This is a genomic window from Methylobacter luteus IMV-B-3098 (assembly GCF_000427625.1).
GTDB lineage: Bacteria > Pseudomonadota > Gammaproteobacteria > Methylococcales > Methylomonadaceae > Methylobacter > Methylobacter luteus.
In genome coordinates, this window is sequence record NZ_KE386569.1 from 3,966,142 (window position 1) to 3,992,714 (window position 26,573).

Below are 26,573 nucleotides of genomic sequence, written 5' to 3' on the forward strand. Positions count from 1 at the left end.
ATGGCTTTGCCAGATAAGCAATTATCAATAGACATTTGAACTTTGCGACAGCCCCCGCAATTCCATTATTACCCAAAGGTTTCCTGCAATGATCTTACCAATAGAAGGCACAAGAGATGGCAATACACTTAACAGATATTAATGAGAGCAAGCTGGAGCAGTTGCAGGGCAAAGTGATTGGTGATGTAGCCGGCTCATTAGGCTTGCTGATAGCCTATATAGGCGACAAACTTGACCTGTACAGCGCTTTGGCTGAGATCAGTCCTGCAACCAGCCAGGAACTGGCCGACAGCACCGGCATGGATGAACGCTATCTTCGGGAGTGGCTTTCCGCCAATGCGGCGGCAGGGTATGTGAATTACGATTCAGCGGCCGGCAGATTTTCATTATCGCCCGAGCAAGCCGTCGTTTTTGCTGCCGAAGGTCATCCGGCCTGCATGCAAGGCTTCTTCCAGGCAGTCATGTCTGCTTATATCGATGAACCCAAACTGACTGAAGTTTTCCGCTCCGGTAAAGGGTTGCCCTGGAGCGATCATAGTCCTTGTTTGTTCTGCGGTACCGAACGCTTCTTCCGGCCAATGTATGCGATGAATCTGATCGATTCATGGCTGCCGGCGCTCGATGGCGTCCGGGAAAAGCTCGAGGCCGGCGCCAAGGTTGCCGACATTGGCTGCGGGCACGGATCTTCGACGATCCTCATGGCTAAGGCATTCCCTAATTCGACCTTTCATGGCTTTGATTTTCACGCACCATCGATTGAACACGCGCGGGAGCGGGCTCGAGCCGAAGGCGTCGCAGGCAATACGATTTTCGAAGTCGTGACGGCAAAAGAATATCCCGGGAAAAACTACGATCTTGTCACGATGTTCGATGCGCTGCACGACATGGGCGATCCCGTCGGCGCAGCCAAGCATATTGCGAGTACTTTGTCCGGCAGCGGGACATTTATGCTGGTCGAACCTTTTGCCGGCGACAGTCTGGAAGAAAACATCCATCCTTTAGGCCAGATTTACTATGCTTTTTCCACGATGGTCTGCGTACCCGCTTCCAAGTCACAGGAAGTCGGCCTTGGCCTAGGCGCCCAGGCCGGCCAAAAGAGGCTTACCGAAGTGCTCAATGCCGGCGGCTTCAGCCAGGTAAGGCGTGCTGCGACGACGCCCACTAATTTAGTGCTTGAGGCAAAAGTTTAGCTGTCCGGGACAGCTCGGGATCGAAAATCCATAAGGTTTATCGCAGGAAGGCTGCCGGCTCTGTTGCGTTAATTTAACAAAAGTAAAGTATTATCCTTTTAAAAGAAGAGATGGTGTATGAAAGAGAACTTCCCTATTCTAAAACCTTGTTCTGTGGCGCTAGTGCTCATGCTGGCGCACGGTGCTTCTAACGCGATGCCCGGCATGGACATGCCGTCCGCTGCGGACGCCAAAGCGCCGTCGTTAGCCAGAAGCATCGGCGCGCCGATCAACTCGGACGCCGCGGAATTCGAAATGACCTATAGTGCCGACGGCAAAACCATATTGTTCGTTTCCACACGTCCGGGCAGCATCGAATCTCCAGGTAATCCCTACAGTTTCGACATCTGGATGGCGCACAGCGTCAACGGCGCTTGGCAAACGCCGATTCATCTCGGGCCGGGCATTGATCCCAAGGTAGGCCCGAACATCAACACCGAAGCCTGGGAGCTGGAACCGAGCCTTTCGGACGACGGCAACGCCATTTATTTCACCCGCTACCAACCGGGCAATCTGTCGACCGGCGATCTGTACGTGGTGCAGAAAATCAACGGCCTCTGGCAAGCGGCCAAGAGTTGGAATGACATACCCGAACTGCCGCACCTCAACACGCCGACCGGCGAGGAACATTGCCCGATCATTGCCTCGGATAGTCTGATTTATTTTAGTTACCAGCAACCGGGCGTAACTCAGGACAGCGACATTTGGAAGGTCGAAAAGAAAAACGGCAGCTGGCAGAAACCGCAAAGCTTAGGCTCACGCATCAACTCGCCATACCGCGATCATTTGCATTGGACCGGGCTGTCCAAGGACGGCAAAAGCTTGATCATTACCAGCACCCGCCCCGACATGGGTTCGCGCGGCGGCCACGACGAATGGATTTCGCATCGGAATCCCCAAGGCGAATGGCAAGAGCCGTTGAACCTTGGCGACACCATCAATACCGCCGGTGAAGACATGTGCTGGTCGTTCTCGCCGGACGGCAAGAAATTCTTCGGCGGCTGGGGGCCGCAAGGCTCCTATAACATGGATGTGCTATGGGTCAACAAAGACGATGTGCCTTTGCTGAAAAACTTCGACCCCATCGGACCACCGCCAAACCTAATGGCCAAAATTAAGGCAAAAATCTTTAGCACCAATTAGTTACACCGTTCAAAGTCCGCGTAGGGCGCATTAGCGATAGCGTAATGCGCCGAATGAAAGCTAACATGCGGCGGAATACGCTACGCTATTCCGCCCTATGAGCTATGAGCTCTTTTTGAGATGCGTATTAGACGTATTAAGTGAATATGAGCTTTAGAAAGATAGGCTTCGCCAGTATTCTTTTAAGAATTCACCACAATATCCGTCTGTCATCAGTGTTGAAATCGACACATGATTTGATGCATTTGAATATAAATCATTTATTTGATGCATTATGACTTCTCTGTCGCTATATGAGATCCCCAATGTTGTTGCGAAGCACCTGATATTTAGTATTCCATGATCATCAGTATAACCAGGAGCAATCAACTGCATATTCAATTTATGAAAAGCGAATCCCATAAAAACTAATCTAGTAGCCATAGTCATCCGTTTTCTGATTGCTGTAATTTCGCTTGATTCTGGGTCAGTGCCTTCGGTAAAGGTTTTTATTTTCTGAGCTAGCCTTAACAAATTTTCAGCACTAGGAGACTCGCCAAACATCATTCCATCTCCTCTATTATCCATAGGTAGAGTTCCAACATTACCATATGGATGATAAATATTAATGCTTCTAACGAGTTCAGCTGCTTCAGGTTCAGATATTTTGTAATAGTTTTGTAATGCACAAAAAAGAAAATGCTCTATGCAGCGATCGTAATTAAAAATGATCAAAGTAATAGTTTTAAACCTTTCCTTAAGATCGTCTTTTGTACAATTCTCGGTAAGTAACTGGAAAAATGGTATATACCAAGTGTTTTCTAGAGCGCTAAAGTTTATATTTGACTCAGATCTTTCCTGTTTGAAATAAAGAAGACTTTTTTTCTCGGCCGCTAATATTGATCGCACAATAGCCAATTTCCCACATAGGGCAATTTTGTCGTTATCCCGATGCGCATCAATAAAGTTATCAATTGAGATAGCTTGCGGTAATGCATCTCTAATATGCCAAGCGTGGCAAAGATATGGACTAATATCTCCTTTACGGTTATTAGGTTGGCGAGCAAGTACATCAAGAGCACCGATTATCTTATAGTCCCCGCTATCTAGCCGATGTCCAAAATCGTCATAGCGTATATCAAGAATCTTTGATATTTCTTTTTTGAGTTCATAACCTGTTGGTAGGTTAGCTTCCTTACTAGCACCGGCTCCAATTACAAATACAGTATTTAGATTCATACTTGATATGTTCTTATGAATGTTAATATATACCAATTATTTTTAGTCAAAGCGCCGCAGGCTTTCCGTCTTCGGCTAGCTCAGACAGTAGCTAAGCCCGCGTAGGGCGCATTAGCGACAGCGTAATGCGCCGAATGAAAGCTAACATGCGGCGGAATACGCTACACTATTCCGCCCTATGAGTTCTGCGCGGCTTCATAGTGAAGCATCCGTGGATGGATGGATTAGACCTTTGCATCAAAGAAAGCCAGCTGAATGACGGCAATAGCGAAAGACACAAGCGCGGACGATATGATTCCCGTAAGCAGGCTGTCTCGATTACGCGACAAAAATCCTTGCGGTTGATTAGACATTGCTATCTGCGATCGACTCGAACCAAATAGATTCACTGCCAGGGTAATTGGCGCAATAGCTATCGCCATAGCCGCCTCAGTGAAGTGCCGCTCTATCAGGGCGAGTGTTCCTACGAAGATGCCCAAGACTCCAAAGTTGTTCAGAATAACCTTTCGAATACCAACAGAACGAAGGCAATGATCTTCAAGAAACTCTCTCAATTCTGCATAAACACCTCGGGCCTCCAGATTTTTAGATGAGGTGTAGATAAAAACTGATTGCTTATCAAACTTCACCAAAAGGTACGGCTCAGCCGCCTTTACCTCAAGGCTATCGATGATATTGGGGCTGCGAGATGCAAGCTCTTCAATGCTTTCAAATTCAAAATCGGCATATCGGTAGGTGACCGAGGGAGCCACTTTGCGAATGAGGCTCTCAATATGTTCAAGGTCGCTCCGAGAAAGCCGGACGGCCTCAAGATGCTTTTCTAACGATGATTCGGTAACGCGTTTCATAATCGCTAACAAATAATTAAATAGTTTTCTGTATATCATCCGTGATTACTTCATTCTGGGCAATAAATTCAGCGTGCCATCAAAACGCTAACGGTATATCTTCTCGTTCGGATGATATAGTTTCTTCTTATCTTATCGATTGCCTGTTATCGATAATAACCAGTCTCTCAAACAATTGTGATAAAAGACCAATTAAGGTCGCTATGTTAAGCTTAACATAGCGACCCCTATGTGTAGGATTGAACTATGTGTAGTACACAATTGGCTGCTTGCTGCGAAGCGGTATTTCACTGGCCTACAGGGAAGAGGGAAGTTTATTTACTTAACATAGTTTTGCTGGTGTCCTGAAGTGAAAATCCACACACATTTCAGGAGATAGTAGTGAATTATTCCTTCCGACATTTAGTCAATGGCCGACTTGGTGATAAAGGACAAGGCACCGGTAAGGCTCCAGGAACATAGGCCGCTATTACCCACTCAATGAGGCACTAATACAGTTTTCCTTTAGGCAAGGAAACTATGCGTAGACACTATCAGCACAATGCCTTGTCGCACAAGGAACGAGCCGCAATGTGGCGGTGCAACTACACATAGTTCAGTCCTACACATAGAGGTCGCCAGCGACCAATCGATAAGTTCAAAATGACGACTGGTGACACGCGTGTTGGGTCTACCCCTTCAAGATTGAAGCAACCAGTGTATCCCGAAACTGTTTTGGGTCTGTCATCCCTTATTAAAAAACCAAGTACAAAAGGTACTGGTATTTTTATCAGCTGAGTTTGAGAGATTGTGTAAAATATCGGCCCCAAATCATGATGATTTAAGCCGTTTATAGAAACAGAAGCTCCAGACTTTTAGGGAGATGCCTGATTGGCTGCTCATGATGTAAAAACATAATAATTAAAAAAATTTCAAGGAAGTTGCCTTCCTGAAAAACATTACCCTCCCTAATAATAAGGAAATATTCGCTATGAGACAGGCGAGCTTTAAAATACGAAATCTGGCTATCATCTTTGCAGCCTTAACCAGCGCTGATGCGGCTGCCTCCAATCTGATCATTTCAACGGATACGACATGGCATGCGGGTGAAGTGCCCGACCTGCGTGACCAGTCAGTTCAAATTGCAAACGGGGCCACGCTGACGATTGAAGGAGGCGCCGAGGTTGAAAGGGGGGATATCCAGGTATTTGGCACGCTCAATGTGGTAGGCAGGCCTGATGCTTTAGTGGATCTTAGAGGTGTCTCTATCACCATAACGAATAATGATCCTGATGCCATAAATGACGGGCGTGTCAATATTGCCTATGCCTATATCATAGGTGCAAATTCTTCCCTGTTTGTCAGGGCGCCAGATTACCATGGTTCCATTACCTTGACAGATTCAATAGTCAACTACACCAACTATTGGCCTTCCGTGGGCCTCGGGTATCCCATAGCGGATGCCCACATTGAGCGGAATGTCTTCTACGTAGCCGGAGGCATCCATGTCGGCACAAATAATAACGTATCGGTCTATATCAAAAACAACGTTTTCGCCGAACTGCTTACCACTGCGGTTGAGAACTGGGCTAGCGATAGCGGCGCAACGGTTGTTGAGAACAACAGCTTTCTCAATACGAACCTGGCCCTTTCTTTAGAAAATCGTTATGAAGATTCCAGCCACGCGGCGATTTCAGCCGCTGACAATTACTTTGGCACTACGGATACCGCGTTGATTGACGAGATGATCCATGACAAAAAGGATGATCTTTTGGCAGATTCGGTTATAAGCACCTCTCATACCAATGCACCGTCGCCAGGTACTCCCAGGTTTTTTGCCGGAACCGACGGCAATGACGCACTGGTCGGCGGCGGCGCTGAAAATGGCTTTTTGATAGGTGGACCAGGTATCGATACGGTTGTTTATGGCAATGCGAGCGATCAGTACAAGATCAATAGCAACCGCCCCTATGTCAGGAGTACTCTTATAAGTACGGACATAATTCGTCACATTGCGGTTAGCGATACCACTGCCGGCGCTGGTGTTGACATGCTCGAAGGTGTGGAGCGGCTACAGTTTTCCGACAAGTCAATCGCCTTTGATATCGACGGCAACGCCGGCAAGGTCGCCAGAATTCTTGGCGCCGTGTTTGGCAAGGACGCAGTGGCCAACGCCGAATATGCCGGCACCTACCTGGCGCTGCTCGATAAGGGCATGAGCTATGAGGATCTCATGATGCGGGCCTTGAATGAGAAGCTCGGCATCGGTTTTTCCGATGCCGATGAAATCAAACTGCTGTATCAGAACATCGTCGGCAGTCAGCCATCCAAGGCGAATCTGATCCACTGGACCGCAACTATCGCTTCCGGACGATATACCCAGGCATCTTTCGGCGTCCTGGAAGCCGAACTGGAATCGAACGCCACCAATATCAACCTCGCCGGTCTGGCGGAAACAGGTCTAAATTTCATAAGCCCTACAGATAGCAACATTATTGTTGGCACGGCAAATCCGGATACATTGACCGGAAATGACGGAAATGACATCATCGAAGGTCTTGCGGGCATAGACACGGTCGTTTACAACGATGCGCATGGGCAATACACGGTCAGCCTTAACGGCGCTGTCGCCACGGTCGGAGATAATGGCATGGGCATTGATACGCTTACGGGCGTTGAACGGCTAGAGTTCTCCGACCAGTCGCTTGCGCTTGACCTCAACGGTAATGCCGGCAAGGTCGCCAGAATCCTTGGCGCCGTGTTTGGCAAGGATGCGGTGGCAAATGTTTTCTATACCGGTATCGGCTTGCAGCTGCTTGATGACGGCATGAGCTATGAAGAACTCATGCAGTTGGCGTTGGATACGAAACTCGGCGCCGGCTTTTCCGACGCCGATGAAGTCAGGCTGTTTTATCGAAACCTCACCGGCAGTCAGCCATCCCAGGCGGATCTGGACTACTGGACCGGGATCATCGCCTCCGGCCAATATACCCAGGCATCCCTCGGTGTCCTGGTGGCCGAACTGGAATTGAACGCCACTAACATCAACCTTGCTGGTCTGGAAAAAACCGGCTTAATCTTCTTAAGCGCCTCAAATAAGAATGACATGATCCTTGGCACGGCAGGCCCTGATGTCCTGTCTGAAAGTGCCGAAAATGACATTATCGACGGTCTTTCAGGCATAGATACCGTTATTTACGGCGATGCGCATGACCAGTACATGATCAGTCTCAACGGCCCTGCTGCTAAGATTGGCGATAACACGAGCATTGACCACCTTATGAGCGTGGAACGGCTACGGTTCTCAGATCAGTCGCTTGCGCTTGACATCGACGGCAATGCCGGCAAAGTCGCCAGAATTCTTGGCGCCGTGTTTGGCAAGAATGCGGTGGCCAACGCTGAATATGCCCGTATCGGCCTGCAGCTGCTTGATGACGGCATGAGCTATGAGGAACTCATGATGCTCGCTCTGAATACGAAGCTCGGCGCCGGCTTTTCCAATGCCGCTGAAGTCAGGCTGCTGTATCGAAACCTCGTCGGCAGCCAGCCATCCCAGGCAGAGCTTAACCACTGGATCGGGACCATCGCCTCCGGACAACATACCCAGGCATCCCTCGGCGTCATGGCTGCTGAGCTGGAATTGAACGCCACCAACATCAACCTTGCCGGTCTGGTTAAAACAGGATTGGTGTATACCAACTGATAACTGATGTTACGCTTGGGCAGCTTTTTTATGCCGTTTGCCGCTCCCGAGCACTACAGCTCTTGAGTCTTCTTTACCGAAAGCGGCCAAATGCTCGCGTAGGTGCGAATTCATTCGCACTCAACAAGAGCCATACCGCTTTCTGGAAAGCTTGGGCGGGCGTCTCGGGTCGAATACCCTATAGGGCACAAGTGAATTCGACCCTACAGGCACACGCTTGACGTATGGACAAATTGTCTGCGTAACATCAGAGTTTAATTTGCCACAAGAATGGAGATTGCCGGCGGCTTCTGGCAGCGCAGTCTGGACAACGCTTCAGGCAGTCGGTATGTCCTGATAAGTTGCTGATTTTTTATTGAGTTTAAGGAATTAACTATGGAAACGGTGTTTCGCTTCAACCCCGAAACCGAATTCTACACCGACGAGAAATGTTTCATCATCGAGCTGCTCAATACGCCCGATGACGAAACCTGTTCAATTGCCCGCGCCCGCGTCGAACCCGGCATTACGACCTGCCTGCATGCCGTTCGCGGCACGGTGGAACGCTATGTCATTCTTGAAGGGGAGGCGGAAGTGGAAATTGATGGCACTCCGTTCGTAACAGTTCGCCCTCTTGATATCGTGTATATTCCAACCGGCATTTCTCAACGCATCAGGAATACCGGCAAAACCGATCTTGTCTTTCTTGCGATTTGTACGCCGCGATTCAAGCCGGAATCTTACCTGGATTTGGAAAATTCCAGATGATGCAAGGTTTTGAATGGACCGAACGACGTCCAGTCAATGCCGGTGCATGCCCCCCGCCGAAGCTGACCCGGTCCGCCGGTATTGTCCGGCTATCCGGCCGCTTTCGATTTCCTGCTCAATTACTGGGGCCGAATCCACGCTTGTCCAATTAATACGACAGAACCATCCTCATGGTTCGCTTCTTATGTATCCAGGTCGATACCCGATTTGCCCGGCGCCAGGATATTGTTTGGATCGAGCGCGCGCTTGAGGGTCTTGTTGATCTCGCGCTGCACAGGGCCAAAGCTGTCGGCGACGCGATGCATGAACGCAGAGTTTACCCGATAGACGCCGTAGCCGTGTTTTTCGAACTCGCCCAGCAGTTCGGCGAAGCAGTCATAGGCGCGCTTCATCTCCTCCTCATCGGTGCGGTTGTAGAGCACATCGATAATATGGTGCATGGCGCGCTGGGTGACGATGAATTCCCCGACATAATCCAGACCGTGCTTGTTGAGGATTTGGGTCGCCAGCTCGACCTGTTTGAGAGTCTCCGAGCCCCTGGCCTGGCTCACCGGCGCGAACCACATGGAGCCACCGCCGCCGCGCCAGTTATACAGAGCGAACTCGGTCAGGGTCATGTTGCCGCGCATGAGGTCGGCGCGGTACTTGAACGCCGGGTCGCTGCCGGCCTGCTCCTCGGTGACGATCTCGCCCTTGCCGGATTTCTGAACCAGTTCGGTGACGATCTTCCAGTTGATGTCGACATGCGCCTGAGTGCCGTACAGCGCGCCATAGACGGTCCAGGCGCCGATCTTGCGCTCGTCGCGGATGCGCTGGATGATTTCCTTCGAGGTAGCGCCTTTGTCCGTGGTGTAATCGGAGCGGCGCACAGTGGCGCTGGCTTCGTAAAGAGTGCCGACGAATACCACGCCGTTGGGAATGATGCCGTTGATGCTCAACGGACGAAACAGTTCCACCAGGTCCGCTATATCCTCGTCCTTCTGGTACTTGACCGCGAACGGCTTGAAGACATCCGGCTGCGGCATCAGCCAGAGGCCCATCTTGGTCACGATGCCGAAATTGGACTGCGTGAAGATGCCGTCCAGGTACGGGCCGTAACCCCACTTGAACACCTGCCAGGTATTGGAACCCTTAACGCCGCCCATAGCCGTGCGCAGCACTTTGCCGTTGGCCAGCACCACTTCCATGCCGCACTGGAACAGGAAATGTTCGGCGTAGGGCGTATAGCCCACGCCGCGGTCCAGTGTATTGCCGACCGGGCCGACGATGGCGGACGGCGCGGGCGGATCGACCCACAGCTTGTAGCCTTTTTCCCTGATGTAATCGACCAGCTGCTGGTAGGTCACGCCCGGCTCGACCAGGGCGGTGCACAGATCCGGGTCGACATCGATGATCTTGTTCATCTTCTTCAGGTCCAGGATCACCTGGCCGCGATGGTGCGGGGCGGCGGATCCGTAACCGAGATTGTGGCCGGTGGATACGGTCCATACCGGAATCCTGTGGCCATTGCAGATCGCCACGACGCCCTGCACCTGTTCCACCGTGGTGGCGATCAGGACTGCGGAAGGCGCATGCTTGGATTCATCCACAGGCATCATGATCTTCATGTAAGGCGCGAGTTGCTCTTCCTGGACCAGGACGTTATCGGCGCCCAGCAGTTTGCGGAATTTCTCGATGGCTTTCTGGAACTCTTGTTGCACGACTCCGCGCGGAAGTATGGCAGGGGTTGGGTCGGTCATTGCTTGGACTCCTTCAAGTTTCGATCGCGAAAGAAACGAAATGCCCGGTCAAAGGCGACAGATCGGCGGCTAGCGGTGCCATGCCGGTCTGCGCGGTGCCCGGCGAGGCAAGGGCGAAACCGAGGGCCGTGGTCCACGGCTGCAAGTCGTCGGCTGCGCCGTTGCGCAGCCGGGCCGCCAGTCCGGAAGACGCCTTGCCGTAGAGCAGGCGATGGCGGGATTGCCCGGCACTGATCGAATGATACCCCAGCCACTGCAAACGGGCGTCCGAGGCACGCGCCAGCTCGACGATCAGCGCGGCACTGGCATCATCGACCAGACCGATGATCCGGATCTGCGGTCCGGAGCGCAGCAGCCGGGTGAAATCCTGCACGAAGCCCATGCCGAGATCCGTGCGTTGCACTCGCAGGTGCTTGTCCGGCAATGCCGCAGCGATGCCCTGAAGGAAAGCCGACTGTTCGGCTTCGCCGCTGACCAGCACCAGGATGGGTGGTATCGGCTGGGCCTGGGCACTGGCCGCGTTATTGGTCGGGGACAGGTCCCAGCGTCCCATGGTTATGCCGGCGAGAACGCTCAGGGCGATACCTTTGAGAATGAAACGGCGCGAGACATTCATGACAGACTCCTTATTTCTGCGGCACGGTGGACTTGGACAGATAATCGGCGACGTCCTGCAAAGCCTTATCATCAATAAAAGAGACCGAAAAGGCCGGCATCGCCCCCCAGCCATGGCGGACCCAGGCGCTGATATACGCGGGCGTCAAGTGCCGGCCCTTGATCACCGGGCCGACCCCGACGTCATGACAATAACCGCAGACCTTGGCGTAGACATCTTCCCCGCTTTCCCAGGTGCCGCCGTCTTTGGCGAAGGCAGAAGCCGAGAGCAAAGCGAGAGAAAGAGCTGCGCAGGCTTTGAACGTCCGCTGCACGCCTTGACGGGTCATCGATGAGGGCATGTCGTGCTCCTTATGGATAGTGGAAGGTTAACGGAAAGACACAGGTTGTCCTTCGCCAGCATTCAGAACGGATAGGCACGCGGCGTATGCTGCACCGAAATCCAGTGCGTGGAAGTGAATTCATCGATAATCCACTCGCCGCCAAACCGTCCGATGCCGGAGTTTTTTTCGCCGCCAAATGCCGCGTGAGCCTCGTCGATCAACGGCGTGTCGTTGACATGGGTCATGCCGGCCTCGACCGCTTGCGCAAAGCGTACGCCGCGCTCCAGGTCGTCGGTAAAGACAGCACTTGAGAGCCCGTAGTCAGTCGCATTCGCGAGCAGCAGCGCGTCGTCTTCATTCCGGGCGCGCAGGATCGGCACGACCGGACCGAAGGATTCTTCGCGGGCCAGCACGTTGTCAGGCGAGACATCGGTAAACACATGCGGCGGCAACAACTGTCCGTCAGGTTCGCCGCCGACCATCATCCGGGCGCCATCGCGCTTCGCCTGCTCGATCCTGTCGACGATGCCGTGCAGCTGCGAAGCGTTGATGATCGGGCCGACGGCCGTCTTGATATCGTTCGGATCGCCCGTCTTCAGGCCGCGGACGTGTTCCACGAAGCGCTCGACAAAGGTATCGTGCAGGCTGTCGTCGACAATGATGCGATTGATGCTCATGCAAATCTGCCCCTGATGCAGAAAGCGCCCGAACACAGCGGTGCGAACCGCCAGGTCGACATCGGCGTCGTCCAGCACCACGAACGGACTGTTGCCGCCGAGTTCAAGGGCAACGCGCTTGATATGCGTGCCGCCCATAGCAATGCGGCCGATACCTCGGCCTACCGCGGTCGAGCCGGTGAACGAAATAAGCCGGGGCAGCGGATGCTCGACGAAGTGATCGCCGATTTCACTGCCCGCGCCGACCGTCACATTGAGAACACCCGAAGGCAGGCCGGCCTCCTCGAATATTTTCGCCAACAGCAGGCCGCCGCTTACTGGCGTGTCGCTCGCCGGTTTGACGACTACGGCGTTGCCCAGCGCCAGCGCCGGTGCCAGCGAGCGCTGTGTCAGATGCAAGGGGAAATTCCATGGACTGATGATGCCGATCACGCCCAACGGACGGCGATAGATCCGGTTCTCTTTGCCGGCGATATCCGAGGTCAGAATACGGCCGGCGGCGCGATAGGGAAACGAAGCAGCCTCAAGCGTGATGGCCCGCGCACTTTCCCATTCAATGATCGCCTTCAGCCGCGTCGAACCCGCCTCACGGATCAGCCACGAAATGATTTCCTCGCGGCGGGCATCGAAGAGCCGCACCACATTATGCAGGACCAGGGCGCGTTCCGCCGGCGCTGTAGCCGCCCAGGCTTTCTGAACCGCTCCCGCCGACTCATAGGCGTCATCCACATCCTGCACGGACGCCAGAGGGATCTCGACCAGGGTTTCGCCGTTAAAAGGGTTGGTATCTGTCTGACTTCGAGTGGAGCGACCGGTACGCCATCGCCCGCCGATCGGCTGGGCCTCAAATCCGGAATAGGCCCCAGGGGACTGCTTTGTATCGCTCATGATGCGACTCCTGTTTAAATTTGTGACGACACCAGAACTTTGGCAATTTGTGCCTAAGTTGTTGTTCTACATTTTTAAACTGTCCCCGAGTGTGCCTCTAAACGCTTTTATTGTCAATCTAACAAATCATCTATGGCGACACTGCTTTTCTGTTTCCTGATTCCCGGTTTTAAGCGGTTCATCGAGTCGCCCAGGGCGAATGAATTCGCCCCTACATAAATGCTGATTTTCATCGACAAATCGGAAAGTTATTTTTAACCGAATCCTTAGCTCCGATTCAGACATAAAGCCCGGAGAACAAAAGAGATTGGAAAAGGGGAGCAGTACGGCAACATCCCGACCTGAACATGACGCAGCTGATTGCCCTGAGCGGCTACGGCCGGAAGATGGATCGTGAGCCGGACTAGACCGTACTTCAATCATTGAAGACCCAATCTTCAGCATGGATACCCGGCACATGCTGTCATGCCGCTCGCTGGACTTCACCCCCCAAATATCGTTCATGACAGCGGTAATCCTTATCTAGGGAATGGGCAAATATACCCTTCGACAAAGTTGCGAATGATTGACCCCATACCCGCTGCTAAGTTAGACAGTAATGGCACGAATAGAAATCAAGCCAAAAAAGCGAATAATAATTGGTGTTACGCAGATAGTTTGCCCATGCCTGTAGGGTCGAATTAACTTGAGCCCTGGGGTATTCGACCCGGGACGCCGATTGTGTTTTTTGTTTAGTGCGAATACCCAAAGGGCACAAGTGAATTCGCACCTACACCGCTGTAGTGCTCGGGAGCGGCAAACGGCATAAAAAGCTGCCCGTGCGTAACATCAGTTAAAGATCCAAAACAGTATCTCTAGGCGATCAATATAATTATTTGGCTGTAGCATTGATAATTAGGAGAAGCCCCTATGAAAATTTTGTCAGGATGCACCCAAAAAACACGCGTCGTGCTAAGTGCCATCGCGTTCTCTACGCTCAGCCTGGCAGGAGAAAGTGCGCTGGCCCAGGCTACGGAGGCAGTGATTACCAATGGGGTGACGAATCCCGTGCAAATTCGGGATACCGCGGGCATTGGCGTGAATCCGTACCAGAACCAGGCGAGCATCAGTGATTCATCAACCTGTGCGCCGCAGTGCCGGTTGACTTTTCCCGCCGTGCCTGCAAATCAGCGTTTAGTCGTCACCTACGTTTCTGCCCAGTTGGATGCGACGAGCTCGGCCGTTTTGGAAGGTGGTGCCGAAACCCTTTTCCTCATTAAGACAGGTACTACAGGAACAAATATTTCCTTACCGGTGACATTCTATTATGAACCAGGAGACACTCCGGTCATCCGGGTCTTTCAACAAAATAGTACGGCACGTACCTCTTTGATCGGCCTTCTCGTCGGGCATCTCGTTCCTATTCAAGGAACTCAACCAGCGCAAACTGAACCAGCGCAGTAGCATTAGTCGTAACTAGCGACTCTATGGCCGCTGCGGCGCGAAATTCGTCTTCCTGCGTACGTGAACAGCTTGCTCAACTCGCGCAGCCACAGCACCGAACTCGCCACCGCCGCGCAGCGCAGCCAGTCGTCCGCGCTCAAGGCCACGGTTGAAAACGCCTGCTGCAGAAACGGCAGGTAAATCACCGCCGCCTGCAACAACAGCGACAGCAGAACCGCTCCCCACAGCCACTTGTTGGAAAACAGTCCGGCGAAAGCGCTCCGCTCGTCGGAGCGCGCATTGAAGACAGTGAAGAGCGAGAAGAACACCAGGGTGGTAAAGGCCATCGTCTGCGCATAACGCATCGTGCCGGCGCCTTCGATCAGGCCGCCGGGCAGGCTCGCATCCAGCATGAACAGCGTGCCGGCGGCCATGATCAGGCCGATATAGAAGATGCCCCACCACATGCCGCCGGTGATCACGCCTTCGGTTCGGGCGCGCGGCCGCTTCCTCATCACGTCCGCATCCGCGGGGTCCACGCCCAGCGCGAGCGCGGGCGCGCCGTCCGTCACCAGATTGATCCACAGGATATGCGTCGCCAGCAGCGGCAACGCCACGCCGCCCGTCGCCGTCAGCCCGATGAAATCGGCCAGCAGCACGCCGAAAAACATCGTCATCACTTCGCCGATGTTCGACGACAGCAGGTAGCGCAGGAACTTTCGGATGTTCGAGAAGATGGCGCGCCCTTCCTCGACCGCCGCGACGATGGAGGCGAAATTGTCGTCCGCCAGCACGATGTCGCCGGCTTCCCTGGAAACGTCGGTGCCGGTGATGCCCATGGCCACGCCGATGTCGGCGGTTTTCAAGGCGGGGGCGTCGTTCACGCCGTCGCCGGTCATCGCCACGATGTCGCCCTGGGCCTGCAGGGCTTGCACGATCCGCAGCTTGTGTTCGGGATTGACCCGCGCGTAGACCGAGACTTCCCGCACCGTCCGTTCGCGCTCTTCCTCCGGCATTCTCTCGAGCTCGGCGCCGGTGACGGCTCGCCCGTCGGTGGCGATGCCGAGTTCGGCGGCGATGATCGCAGCGGTTATGGGATGATCGCCCGTGATCATGAGCGGGCGTATCCCTGCCGCCTTCGCGCGGGCGACGGCGTCCTTCGCCTCGGCGCGCGGCGGGTCGATCATGCCGATCAGTCCCGCGAATACGAGATCCTGCTCGACATGCACGCCGATCTCGTCGGCTTCGAAGGCATCCGCCGGCCACAAGCGGACGGCGACGCCGAGCGTGCGCAGGGCTTCGCCGGCGAGCGCTTCATTGCTCCTCAAAATCTCCGCGCGCCGCGCGTCATCCAGGGGTCTGGCGCCTTCGCCGGCAAGCTCGCGCGAGCAGCGCGTAAGCAGCACGTCCGGCGCGCCCTTGGTGAAAACGACCAGGTCCTGCCGTTCGGCGTCCGTATGAATCGTCGTCATCAACTTGCGCTCGGACGAGAAGGGCACTTCGCCGACGCGCTCGAAGCGCGCATCCAGCGCTTCATCCGTCAGGCCCGCCTTGCGCGCCGCCACCAGGAGGGCGCCTTCGGTCGGATCGCCCAGCACCGCCCAGCGCCCGTCGCGCTCCTGCAAAACCGCGTTGTTGGCGCGGTCGCCGACGGCCAGCGCGCGCCGCAGCTCGGTCCTCAGCGCGTCGTCGATTTCGCCCGGCCCGTCGCGGGTAATTTCGCCCTCGGGCGCGTAGCCCGTGCCGCTCAGGCTCACCCGGCCGCTCGCCGTCACGACCGCGCGCACGGTCATCTCGTTCCGGGTCAGCGTGCCGGTCTTGTCTGAGGCGATGACGTTCGCCGAGCCGAGCGTCTCGACCGCCGCGAGATGGCGCACGATGGCGTGCCGCCTGGCCATGCGCTGAACGCCTATGGCGAGCACGGCCGTCACCACCGCCGGCAGGCCTTCCGGCACCGCCGCGACCGCAAGCGCCACGCCCAGGATGAGCACGTCGAAGAGCGCCGCGAAACCGCGCACCTCTTCGACGAGGATGATCGTGGCAATCATCACGATCGCGATGACGACGACGATCAGCCCCAGCAGCCTGCCGACGCGGGCGAGCTCTTTTTGCAGCGGCGTGGTCTCTTCCGGAGCCTCTTCCAGCATCCCGGCAATATGCCCCATCTGGGTCTGCATGCCGGTCGCCGTGACCACCGCCTTGCCCCGGCCATAAGTCGCCGCCGTGCCGCTGAAGATCATGTTGTCCTGGTCGCCGAGCGGCATCTCTTCCGCGATTGCGGCGATTTCCTTCGTCACCGGCAGGCTCTCGCCCGTGAGCGCCGCCTCGGCGGCCTGCAGCGCCGTCGACTGGATCAGCCGCGCGTCGGCGGGGACGGTGTCGCCTTCCTCGATCAGGATGATGTCGCCGGGCACCAACTCGGACGCCGGAATGCTTCGCCGCGTACCGTCCCGAACGACGTTGGCGCGCGCCGCCGATATCCGGCGCAAAGCCGCCACCGCTGCCTCGGCCCGCGACTGCTGGATGTAGCCCATGACCGCATTGAGCAGCACGACCGCGAGGATGGCGATGGCTTCATAAGGCAGCGCGGAGTCGCGCTCGATGAACCACAGCCCCGCCGAGATCAGGGTGGCGATGAGCAGCAGGATGACGAGCGCATCCTTGAACTGTGAGAAAAACTTCTTCCAGGCGGATACCGGCTTTTCCTTCGCCAGTTCGTTCCGGCCGTGACGATCGAGCCGCGCACGCGCCTCTGTCTCGTCCAGGCCGCCATGAGGGTCGGTAGCGAGCGCGGCCAGGACTGCCTCCGCCGGCTGCCGATAGGGAGCGGTCCCGGGCTGCCGGACAGGTGGGCGCTCATTTTTTTTCATCGGCAACCGGCAAGGGACGGTTTTCCAGCGCGGGCGCGGGAGGGAGTCCGGTGACTTCCAGGATTTCCTGCTCATTAAGTGTCTCACGCGTGAGCAACGCCTCGACCAGCGCGTCGAGTTCCCGGCGATGGACCCTCAAAAGACTCGTCGCCTGAGCGTAGCTCTCGCTGATGATTCTTTGCACCTCGGCGTCGATGATGCGGGCGGTCTCATCGCTGAAGGGCCTGGTGCCGCCGCCGTATCCGCCGATGGCGCTCAGGTAGGGATTCTCGCGGGGCGCGAGCTGCACCATCCCGAGCTTGTCGCTCATGCCCCAGCGCGTGACCATGTTGCGGGCCAGTTGGGTGGCCTGCTCGATGTCGTTCTCGGCGCCGGTGGTCCGGGTGCCGTACACGACCTCCTCGGCCGCGCGCCCGCCCAGCATGCCGACGATTTTCGCGCGCAGATAGGCTTCGGGATAGTTGTAACGGTCTGCCTGGGGCCGCTGATAGGTCACCCCGAGCGCCTGCCCGCGCGGCACGATCGTGACCCGGTGCACCGGATCGGCGTCGGGCACGACCAGGCCGAGGATGGCGTGTCCGCTCTCGTGATAGGCGATGCGCTCCTTGTCCGCGCGGCTCAGGAGCAGCGGGCGCTCGGGACCGAGCACGATCTTTTCCAGCGAGTCCAGAAAGTCCTTCTGATAGACTTCGTTCTGCTCGCGGCGCGCCGCCAGCAGCGCCGCCTCGTTGACGAGGTTCTTCAGGTCGGCACCCGAGAGTCCGGGCGTCGTCGCGGCCAGTTCGCCCAGGCTGACATCGCCGGCGAGCGGCACCTGGCGGGTGTGAACCTTGAGAATCGCCTCGCGGCCGGTCTTGTCCGGCAGGTTCACCACCACGCGCCGGTCGAAGCGCCCGGGCCGGAGCAGCGCGCGGTCCAGCACATCGGGCTGGTTGGTCGCGGACAGCACGATGATGCCTTCGCGGCCGGAGAAACCGTCCATCTCGGTCAGAATCTGCTGCAGCGTCTGTTCGTGCTCGCTGGCGCCGCCCATCGCCACTTGCCCGCGCGCGCGGCCTATGGCGTCGATCTCGTCGATGAAGATGATCGCCGGCGCATGCTCGCGCGCCTGTTTGAACAGATCCCGCACGCGCGCCGCGCCCACGCCGACGATCATCTCCACGAACTCGGACGCGCTCATCGAGAAGAACGGCACGCCGGCTTCCCCGGCGACGGCCTTCGCCAGCAAGGTCTTTCCGGTCCCCGGCGCGCCGATCAGCAGCACGCCTTTCGGCGCGCTGCCGCCCAGACGGGTGTATTTACCCGGGGACTTCAGGAAATCCACGATCTCGACCAGTTCGTTCTTCGCTTCGTCAATGCCGGCCACGTCGTCGAAGGTGACCTTGGTGCCCGCCGTCTGGTCGTAGAGGCGGGCCTTGCTCCTGCCGATGCCCATGAGTCCGCCCATGCCGCCCATGCCGCCCTGCTGCGAGGCTCGACGGTAGATCCATACATAAAACAGGATGATCAGCAGCGCCGGACCGAAGCCGAACAGGAGCGTGGCCCAGAAGCCGCCCTCCCGGATCGGCACCGCGCTGATCTCGACCTTGTGGCCAATCAGGAACTCCTCCAGTCCGGGGTCCACGAACGCGGGCAGTTCGGTCGTGAAGGTGTCCGCCGTTTGGGGCTCGGGCTCAGACGGCCGCCGGGCGCCGGATGTCTTCTCATCGACTTCCGGCGGCCAGGTAACTGGCGCGGCAAAACGGCCCTCGATGCTCGCTCCGTGGCTGTAAATCGACTTGACGTTGCCTTTCGCGACCTCTTCCTTGAAGGTGGTATAGGGGATGGTGAGCGCCTCGCCCGCCTCCGGGAAGATAATCTTCATCAGCATATAGTTGATGAGCAGGATGATCAGAAATGTCAGCCAGGTCTTGCGCGGCGGAATGTTCTTCCATCCGTCGCCCTTCGGTTGCTCCGGCCGGCCGCCTTCAGGCTGGACGGGTTCGTCGGATGCCGGGTCGCTGTTGCGTGGTGGTTGTGTCTGCCAATTCATGATAACTCCTATGACGTGTTTATCTTTCCGCTCCCGCGGAATTGGGCACGGCGCTCTGCCGCGCGAAAAAACGAGCCAAAGGCTCGATCATGCGTTCGGGAATGCGGCGCGCGATCACCGGCATGGGCAAATTCGGCTTGCGCGCATCGACAATGGTCTCATCCCCGCGCCATCGGCGGAGCCGGGCGGCAAGATACTCCGGCTTCTGGCCGGCCAGCGTCGGATAGTCGGGGCGTTTGCCCGGTGCGTGGCATCTGGAGCAGGGCGGCAGATTGGCCTCCTTCAAACCGTTTGCGAAGATGCGTTCGGCCAATCGGTCATCCGCCGTCAGATCGGCGGAAGCAGTCATCCTGGCTTTGGCCAGGCCGCCCGGCAAGCCAGCGTAATGCTTCGCCAGCGCTTGCATGAGATCGGTGTCCAGCCGGGCGGCGGCCGCTCCCATCACGCCGCTGGTTCGTTTGCCCGAAGCATAGGCATTGAGGGCCCTCAACAAGTAGCCCGGCTTCTGGCCGACCAGAATCGGAATATCGGGCTGCCCGCGCCCGTCGTCGGCATGGCAGCGCTCACAATCGGGCAACGCATCTTCCTGCCGCACCGGCTTGCCGCCGGCGATGCGTCCGTCGGGTCCATAGGCGAGCGCGCGATATTCGGCCGGCGTCATGTCCGGCAGCCGACGCACGAAGGCGGCCATGCGGCGGATCTCGTCATCCCGATCCAGCGCGGGCCAAGCGGGCATGGCGGTAAACTTCACGCCGTGCTTCACGATCCAGAAAAGCTGTCGGTCGGTCCAGGAATGAGCGGTCGCGGCCAGATCGGGCGCCCCCGGTGTCGCGCCCTTCATGACACGGGCCGGCTGTTCGCCCGGCGCGCCGTGACAGAAGGCGCAATTGGCGGCGTAGTGGCCGGCGGCGGAGGTCAGGCCGCCGGCATCGGCCGCGGGCTCGTCCACCGTCAGCGCGGCATAGGTGCGGACCGTGTTGCGCATCGACCAGTGGAGAAACCAGTCGGTGATCGCCCAATGGCCGGTCGAGGCGCCGATGTTGAGGACGCCCGACCAGGCGATCGCCATGGCGAGCATGAACAGCGCCGCCGCCGTGGCAAGCGCCCGCTTCCAGGTGATCTTCAGGACCATTGCCGCGCCCCCTGCGGACGATTGCTCCGCAACAGACGGAAGAGCAGCGCCAGCCCGCCGGACAGATAGCTGCCGGCACCGGCCAGCAGCATGATGACACCGCCCAGTTGCTGATCGACGATCGGCGACAGCGTGGTTCCGAGGCAAGTGAAACCGGTCGTGCCGAACAGCGTGCGCGGGGCCAAGGTTATGAGCGTCCCCAGTAGCGTCATGTGCATCGTGGTCAGCAGCAGCGCGATAATGCCGGCGGCGCGGCGCTCGCTGTTGCCGGCATCGCGCGTCCCCAGGCAGGCGCTCCACAGCAGCAGGCCCGCGGCCAGGAACATCGCCTGTTCCAGCGCCAGGCCGGCCGCGCTTCCGGCGGCAAAGGCGCGCGCGGCAGGCAAATGCCAGCCCCACACGACGAGCAGTTCGATCAGCGACATCGGCAAAGGCGCGACAGCGAGCGGCCAGCGCGAAGCGGGATCGGCCCGCGTACCGGCGAGCCCCAAAGCCATGAGCGGTGCCGCGACCGCCACGGCCGCCATGTGCGCCGCCATGTGCGCAGTCATGCCATGGCCCGATGCGGCGACGCCCCAGGCCGCCGCAAGCACGGCAACGCCGGCGGCGAAAGCCGGGCGCCTCATCTGCAATCCTCAAAGACGAAGGCCGGCAGGGCCGTGAACAGGATGGCGACAAAGCTTAAGCCCGCCAGCATCAGCGTCGATACGGCGAGGAAACGCAACCGGTCCTCGTCAGTGCTGTCCTGATACGGCGGCAGATCGCCCCGAACCCGCGACTGGGCCCAGGCGATATAGCCAAAAGCCACGACCAGCAGCAACGCCACAACGGTCGCGACGGCGATTCCGGTGCGGATGTCGACGATGACCTCGGCCGACCCGCTCTTGGCGCAGCGAACGGCGGCGTAAACGTAGGAGAACAGAAAATGCAGCGCCCAGACCGTGGGCGGTACGACCAACATCCATAAAGAGGATTTCAATCGTTGCGCGAGTTTGTGGAGTTTACGAATCATGCCAACCTCGGGAAAAAGCCGATCACCAGAAACGTGATGAGCGCGCTCAACGCCAGGAAATGCCCGTAGACAGTGATATTATGCACATCGCCGTCATAAACCGGCGTCATACGACCAGCGAGACTACGGGCCAGCGCGAAAAGTTGCATGACGACGCCAAACGCCGCATGGGCCGCGATCCAGATGACCAGGAGCCACACGATCGCCGGATAGACATGCAGTGTGGGATCGAGCCCGGCGCGCCATGGCCCGGCCAGCCCCGCCAGTCCGCCGGCGCCGGTGGCCGCAGCCGCCACGGCCAGCGCGGCGCGGGCGAACCAGACCTGGCCGCGCGCGTTGGTTTCGCGCGCGGCGATGGTCAGTGCCCACCCCGCAAGGATGAGGGCGAGCGCAACCATCGGCCAGTACGATCCGGGTCCGGCCTGGCCGGGCAGCGGGTCGGGCGGAAAATCGGCATGCACCGTCCAGAAGAAGAAATAACCGAAAATCAGGCCGGCAAAGGCCGTCGCATCGCCGATCATGGTAATGAACATGGCCCACCAGCCCGATGAAGCGGGGCCGGACGCATAGAGCGGCAGCACGATGCCGAGGCCGGCGTGCTTCTCGGGCTTTTCGGGGATGAGGCTAGTCCCCGTCCAATGCCACCACAGGATCACGGCCAGGGCGGCCAGGCCGCTCGCCAGCGCGCTCCAATAGAGGTGATAGGTGGTCAGGATGAAGACGCCGCCGAGCGCGATCGCCGCCAGCATGGGAATGGGCGTGGGCCCGCCGATCCGCGCGACCTGGAGCGGGCGCCCATCGAGGACCGAGGTGATCATCAGCTCGCGATAGCCTTCCTCCGCGTCGGGCAGGAAGTAGCGGCCCTCGTCGACCTGCCTGAGGAAACCGGGCTGGTCCCAGAGCGGGTAGCGGCTCTCGATCAGCGGCACCGAGCGCACGCCCCAGTTTTCCTGATGCGAAAACTCCAGCCATTCGAGCGTGCCGGCATTCCAGGGGTTGCGCGGGATGCGCTGCCGCCAGGGCGAGAGACACAGATCGACCACCACCACGGCGACGCCCGCCGCGAACAGAAAGGCGCCGAGCGTGGACAGGAGGTTGAGCGTGCCGACGCCGAGCGCCTCCGAATAAGTGTAGACCCGGCGCGGCATGCCCATCAGTCCGGAAATGTGCATCGGAAAGAAGCCGAGATTGAAGCCGACGAACATCATCCAGAAGGCGATGCGGCCGAGCCGGTCGGACAGTTTCTTGGCGGTCACCAGCGGCCAGTAATAATACAGGCCGGCGAACAGCGGCAGCACCGAGCCACCGATCAGGACGTAATGGAGGTGGGCGACGACGAAATAGGTATCGTGCGCCTGCCAGTCGAAGGGCGCCGCCGCCACCATCACGCCGGTCAGCCCGCCGATCACGAAGATCGCCAGCGAGCCCGCTCCGTAGAGCATCGGCGTCGACCAAATGACGCGGCCCGCCCATATAGTGGCGATGAACGCGAAGATCTGCACGGCGGTCGGAATCGCCACAGCCTCCGACGCGGCCGAGAAGAAGCCGAGGCTGATGTTCGGCATGCCGGTGGCGAACATGTGGTGCACCCACAGGCCGAAGCTCAGGAAACCGGTGCCGACCGCCGCCAGCACGATCCAGGGATAGCCGAGCAGATGGCGCTGCGCGAAGGTCGGGATCACCATCGCGAAGATCGCGATCGAGGGCAGGAAGATGATATAGACCTCCGGATGGCCGAAAATCCAGAACAAATGCTGCCAGAGCAAAGGATCGCCGCCGCGCTTCGCATCGAAGAAAGGCCAGTCGAGCAGGCGCTCCATTTCGAACAACAGATCGCCGGCGATCAGCGGCGGAAAGGCGAACAGGATCATCACCGCCACCACGAGAATGTACCAGGCATAGAGCGGCATCAGATTCAGCCGCATGCCCGGCGGCCGGCATTTCAGCACGCCCACGATCAGCTCGACCGCGGCGGCGATCGACGATACCTCGATGAAGGACAGGCCCAGCATCCAGATGTCCGCGCCGATGCCTGCGGTCGAAGGCTCGGTGGACAGCGGCGGGTACATGAACCAGCCGCCGTCCGGCGCGGCGTCGAAGAAAATCGAACCGGCCACGAATACGCCCCCGATCAGGAAGCTCCAGTAGCCGAAAGCGGAAAGGCGAGGGAACGGCAGGTCGCGCGCGCCCAGCAGTTGCGGCAGGATCAGCACCGAGACCGCCTCGAACATCGGCACCGCGAACAGGAACATCATCATCGAGCCGTGCAGCGTGAACAGTTGATTGAACGTCGACGCGGAAACGAGATTGTTTTCGGGCACGGCGAGCTGGGCGCGCATGATCAGCGCCAGCACGCCCGCGAACAGCAGCATCCCGAAGGCGGTGAGGGTGTACCAGATGCCGACCGCATTGTTGTTGGTGTCGGTCCAGCGCAGGAACAATCCCTTGGGAGGGCTCCATACGGCGCGCAACCGCTCTTCCTGCGCGGCGCGGACGGCCGGGTCGTTCTGATCGGGTTGAGTGTTCGCTGCGACGGACATTTAACGAAGCTCCGCAAGATAATTGGAAATCGCATCCGCGTCCTTGCCGGGCATGTCCTTGAAGCTCGGCATCAGGGCGCCGGGTTTCACTGAGGCCGGGTTGCGGATGAAGCGGCTGAGGGCGTCGCGGGTCATCGGCAACGTGCCGGCGCCCAGTGAGCGGCGTGATCCGACGTGAGTGAGATCGGGCCCGATCGTGCTGTCTTCGGCATGGCCGCGGATGGTATGGCAACCGCTACAGCCGTACTCCTCGAACAAGTGCCGGCCCGGACTGTCGATGCCGGCCGCCGGACGTGCCGCGTCGGCCAGCCAGCGGTCGAAATCAGCAGGCTCCATCGCCACCACGTCGAACGCCATGCGGGCATGGCTCAGCCCGCAAAATTCCGCGCAGGCGCCGCGATAGACGCCTGCCTGGGTGGCGCGCACGACCAGATCGTTGGTGCGGCCCGGAATCATGTCCACCTTGCCGGCCAGGCCCGGTATCCAGAAACTGTGGATGACGTCCGGGCTCGACAGGGCGAAGGCTACGGTGCGTCCCACGGGCACCCGGATTTCATTGGCCGTTTCCACGGACTGGCCGCCGGCCGGCAGATAGCGCACGCGCCACCAGAACTGTTCGCCGCCGACAGCGATCCTGAGATCATCGGCACCCGTCGGCAGGGTCCGCATCTTCGGCAGCGAGGAAACCAGCAGCGCCGTAAGAAGCACAGTCGGACCGATAGCGCCCAGCCAGAGGATCACACGCATCCCGCCCTGATGGTCGAGCCGGCCGGCCGGCGTGCGCGCGGCATGCCACGCGAGCCATAACACGCCGATCGTGATCACGGTGGCGGCGGCGGTCATCCCCCAGGTGAGGGCGCGTGTTGATTCCGCTTCAATGCCGAAAGCCGAAAAAGTGGACTGAACGCCCGTGCAGCCGCCGAGCAGCGCCACGGCAGCGCCATACGCCAGGCGAAGCAGGCCGCGGCTGATAGCCTTGAATACGGCGGGTTGATCTGGGTTGCGGTCAGTCATCGGAATTCAAAGTACTCATACCGGAGGTTCGCATCCGGTATTCTGTTTTCGCGCATCAGCGCCTGGATTCGTTTCAAAAGGCCCTTGGGGCCGCAAAAGCTGACATCCACCGCCGCAGGCCCCGCATTTTGGGCGATTTCGCCAAACCGCCGGATGAATTCCGGGCTCGACGGACCGGTCGATACGGAAATGAATTCCGCGCCGTACTCCCGGGCCAGGTCGTTCAGCACCTCGGCGCTGGGAAACTCACGCCCCGGCGTGAAGAAATAGAACAGGGTGACCTTCTCTAAATTTTTCGCCGATTGATCCGTCAGCCAGGCAATGAACGGCGAAATGCCGACGCCGCCGCCGATCCAGACTTCCCGTTCCGAGGCCGGCAGACGCCTGAAACGCCCGTACGGCGCATAAATGTCCGCATACATGCCCGCGCTCGCTTCCTTTACCAGCTTGTGGGTATAGTCGCCCAGGGCCCGGATCACGAAATGCACATGACCGTCCGGCTCGCTGCGGCTTGCGATCGTAAAGGGATGCGGCTCGCGCAGGCCGTCTTCCTTCATCCTGATGAAGCCGAACTGCCCCGGCTCGAACGAAAGAGCCCGCTTCACCGGCGCCAGTTCCAGGTGCAGCGCGTTGGCGCCGGCGTTCGCCTCGACGATGCGGTACTCGGCGTGGTTAGCCAGAAACGGATAGAGCAGCAGCTTGTAGCCGGCGGCGACAACGCCTAGCGCCGATAGCGTGGCCAGCCAGATCCCGGCGGGACTGTCGAGCGCGATGGGCGATTTGAAGCTCAGCCAGTGCAGGATGACGATCAGGAACAGCGGCCCGGACAGCTTGTGCCACCAGCGCCAGACGCTGTAAGGAATCTTCCGGTTCAATGCCAGCATGACGATCAGCATCAGGGCGATGAAGCTCAGCTGCCGCACCAGGCGGGTGTAGTAGGGTGGCAGCGAAATGATCGAGGCGGTTTGCCAGGCTTCCAGATTGGCCTTGAACACAAAATGAAACGATGCAAAAACCAACGCCCAAATGCCCAGCCATTTGTGCGTCAGATAAACGCGGTCGAGCCCGCCGAACAGCGATTCGACGCTTTTCCAGCGGCCGCCCAACAGGGCCGCGGCGCCCATCAACGCCACCGCCGCCGTCCCGAACGACAGGCTGAGCGCGGCCGAAGTCAGCCAGGTGGCTTGGGGAAGTTCCACGATCACCAGGGCGCAGCTCATTAAGGCCAGAAAAAGGACTGCGTGCCAGGTCTTGATGTGCATAGGGTGCTCCTTCATCGTCCGTCCCGCGCCAGGAATGCTGCCGACCACTTGCAACGCCTAACAAGATTATAAAGTTTCCGTATATCTACCATATTCAAACCTTTAATAACCATAAAATAGCCATCAAAAATCAATTTATTGGCGGTATATCATCCGGACTGGAATGCCACGCGATTATCA

The 26,573-nt window shown here is 58.1% G+C and carries 19 protein-coding genes; 5 read left to right on the forward strand and 14 right to left on the reverse strand.

The genetic code is table 11. The features are described 5' to 3' along the window. The first annotated feature begins 116 nt into the window (after window positions 1–116). Window positions 117–1,190: a class I SAM-dependent methyltransferase gene (locus METLU_RS0120935; protein WP_027159930.1), complete on the forward strand. Its 1,074-nt coding sequence runs from the start codon at window positions 117–119 to the stop codon at window positions 1,188–1,190. 117 nt (window positions 1,191–1,307) lie between these two features. Continuing rightward, window positions 1,308–2,372 (forward strand): PD40 domain-containing protein, encoded by a 1,065-nt coding sequence (locus METLU_RS0120940; RefSeq protein ID WP_027159931.1) that lies wholly within the window; start codon window positions 1,308–1,310, stop codon window positions 2,370–2,372. Between the two features lie 153 nt (window positions 2,373–2,525). On the opposite strand, the gene METLU_RS0120945 is transcribed toward METLU_RS0120940, so the two are convergent. Both METLU_RS0120945 and METLU_RS0120950 read right to left on the reverse strand, forming a co-directional pair. Then, window positions 2,526–3,590, reverse strand: a complete 1,065-nt coding sequence (locus tag METLU_RS0120945) for a hypothetical protein (RefSeq protein WP_027159932.1) — start codon at window positions 3,588–3,590, stop codon at window positions 2,526–2,528. A gap of 224 nt (window positions 3,591–3,814) precedes the next feature. Beyond that, window positions 3,815–4,438, reverse strand: a complete 624-nt coding sequence (locus METLU_RS0120950) for a hypothetical protein (protein WP_155920650.1) — start codon at window positions 4,436–4,438, stop codon at window positions 3,815–3,817. 970 nt (window positions 4,439–5,408) lie between these two features. On the opposite strand from METLU_RS0120950, the gene METLU_RS0120955 reads away from it, so the two are divergent. Both METLU_RS0120955 and METLU_RS0120960 read left to right on the forward strand, forming a co-directional pair. Next, window positions 5,409–8,120 carry a hypothetical protein gene (locus METLU_RS0120955; RefSeq protein WP_027159934.1) on the forward strand — a complete coding sequence of 904 codons (2,712 nt, stop codon included), beginning with the start codon at window positions 5,409–5,411 and terminating at the stop codon, window positions 8,118–8,120. A gap of 375 nt (window positions 8,121–8,495) precedes the next feature. Next, window positions 8,496–8,867 (forward strand): cupin domain-containing protein, encoded by a 372-nt coding sequence (locus METLU_RS0120960; protein WP_027159935.1) that lies wholly within the window; start codon window positions 8,496–8,498, stop codon window positions 8,865–8,867. A 182-nt stretch (window positions 8,868–9,049) separates the two neighbouring features. On the opposite strand, the gene METLU_RS0120965 is transcribed toward METLU_RS0120960, so the two are convergent. From METLU_RS0120965 to METLU_RS0120980, 4 genes are all read right to left on the reverse strand, one after another. After that, window positions 9,050–10,606, reverse strand: coding sequence for an FAD-binding oxidoreductase (locus tag METLU_RS0120965; protein WP_027159936.1), 1,557 nt, complete (start codon window positions 10,604–10,606; stop codon window positions 9,050–9,052). A gap of 13 nt (window positions 10,607–10,619) precedes the next feature. Beyond that, a complete protein-coding gene (locus METLU_RS0120970; RefSeq protein ID WP_027159937.1) occupies window positions 10,620–11,222 on the reverse strand; it encodes a hypothetical protein in 603 nt (200 codons plus the stop codon). Between the two features lie 10 nt (window positions 11,223–11,232). Further along, a complete protein-coding gene (locus tag METLU_RS0120975) occupies window positions 11,233–11,562 on the reverse strand; it encodes a c-type cytochrome (protein WP_027159938.1) in 330 nt (109 codons plus the stop codon). Between the two features lie 62 nt (window positions 11,563–11,624). Further along, a complete protein-coding gene (locus METLU_RS0120980; protein ID WP_027159939.1) occupies window positions 11,625–13,109 on the reverse strand; it encodes an aldehyde dehydrogenase family protein in 1,485 nt (494 codons plus the stop codon). Between the two features lie 909 nt (window positions 13,110–14,018). On the opposite strand from METLU_RS0120980, the gene METLU_RS0120990 reads away from it, so the two are divergent. Beyond that, window positions 14,019–14,552: a hypothetical protein gene (locus METLU_RS0120990; RefSeq protein WP_027159940.1), complete on the forward strand. Its 534-nt coding sequence runs from the start codon at window positions 14,019–14,021 to the stop codon at window positions 14,550–14,552. 2 nt (window positions 14,553–14,554) lie between these two features. On the opposite strand, the gene METLU_RS26040 is transcribed toward METLU_RS0120990, so the two are convergent. Genes METLU_RS26040 through METLU_RS0121030 form a run of 8 tightly spaced genes read right to left on the reverse strand, consistent with a single transcriptional unit; the run spans window position 14,555 to window position 26,393 of the window. Further along, on the reverse strand, window positions 14,555–17,401 hold the full coding sequence (locus tag METLU_RS26040) for a cation-translocating P-type ATPase (protein WP_036243354.1): 2,847 nt from the start codon (window positions 17,399–17,401) through the stop codon (window positions 14,555–14,557). Then, complete coding sequence (gene ftsH / locus METLU_RS26045; protein WP_051300074.1) at window positions 17,388–19,433, reverse strand: ATP-dependent zinc metalloprotease FtsH; 2,046 nt, start codon at window positions 19,431–19,433, stop codon at window positions 17,388–17,390. Before ftsH ends, METLU_RS26040 begins: the two co-directional genes overlap by 14 nt. 19 nt (window positions 19,434–19,452) lie before the next feature. Next, on the reverse strand, window positions 19,453–20,565 hold the full coding sequence (locus tag METLU_RS26050; RefSeq protein ID WP_051300077.1) for a c-type cytochrome: 1,113 nt from the start codon (window positions 20,563–20,565) through the stop codon (window positions 19,453–19,455). Continuing rightward, entirely contained in the window at window positions 20,556–21,191 is a 636-nt protein-coding gene (locus tag METLU_RS0121010; protein WP_027159941.1) for a cytochrome c oxidase assembly protein, read from the reverse strand. The genes METLU_RS26050 and METLU_RS0121010 overlap by 10 nt, the downstream gene beginning before the upstream one ends. Then, complete coding sequence (locus METLU_RS0121015) at window positions 21,188–21,577, reverse strand: hypothetical protein (RefSeq protein WP_036243355.1); 390 nt, start codon at window positions 21,575–21,577, stop codon at window positions 21,188–21,190. Before METLU_RS0121015 ends, METLU_RS0121010 begins: the two co-directional genes overlap by 4 nt. Next, on the reverse strand, window positions 21,574–24,117 hold the full coding sequence (ctaD, locus tag METLU_RS0121020) for a cytochrome c oxidase subunit I (RefSeq protein WP_027159943.1): 2,544 nt from the start codon (window positions 24,115–24,117) through the stop codon (window positions 21,574–21,576). The genes METLU_RS0121015 and ctaD overlap by 4 nt, the downstream gene beginning before the upstream one ends. Continuing rightward, complete coding sequence (coxB, locus tag METLU_RS0121025) at window positions 24,118–25,131, reverse strand: cytochrome c oxidase subunit II (protein WP_081679158.1); 1,014 nt, start codon at window positions 25,129–25,131, stop codon at window positions 24,118–24,120. Then, entirely contained in the window at window positions 25,128–26,393 is a 1,266-nt protein-coding gene (locus METLU_RS0121030; protein WP_196806577.1) for a ferredoxin reductase family protein, read from the reverse strand. Before METLU_RS0121030 ends, coxB begins: the two co-directional genes overlap by 4 nt. Between the last annotated feature and the right edge of the window lie 180 nt (window positions 26,394–26,573).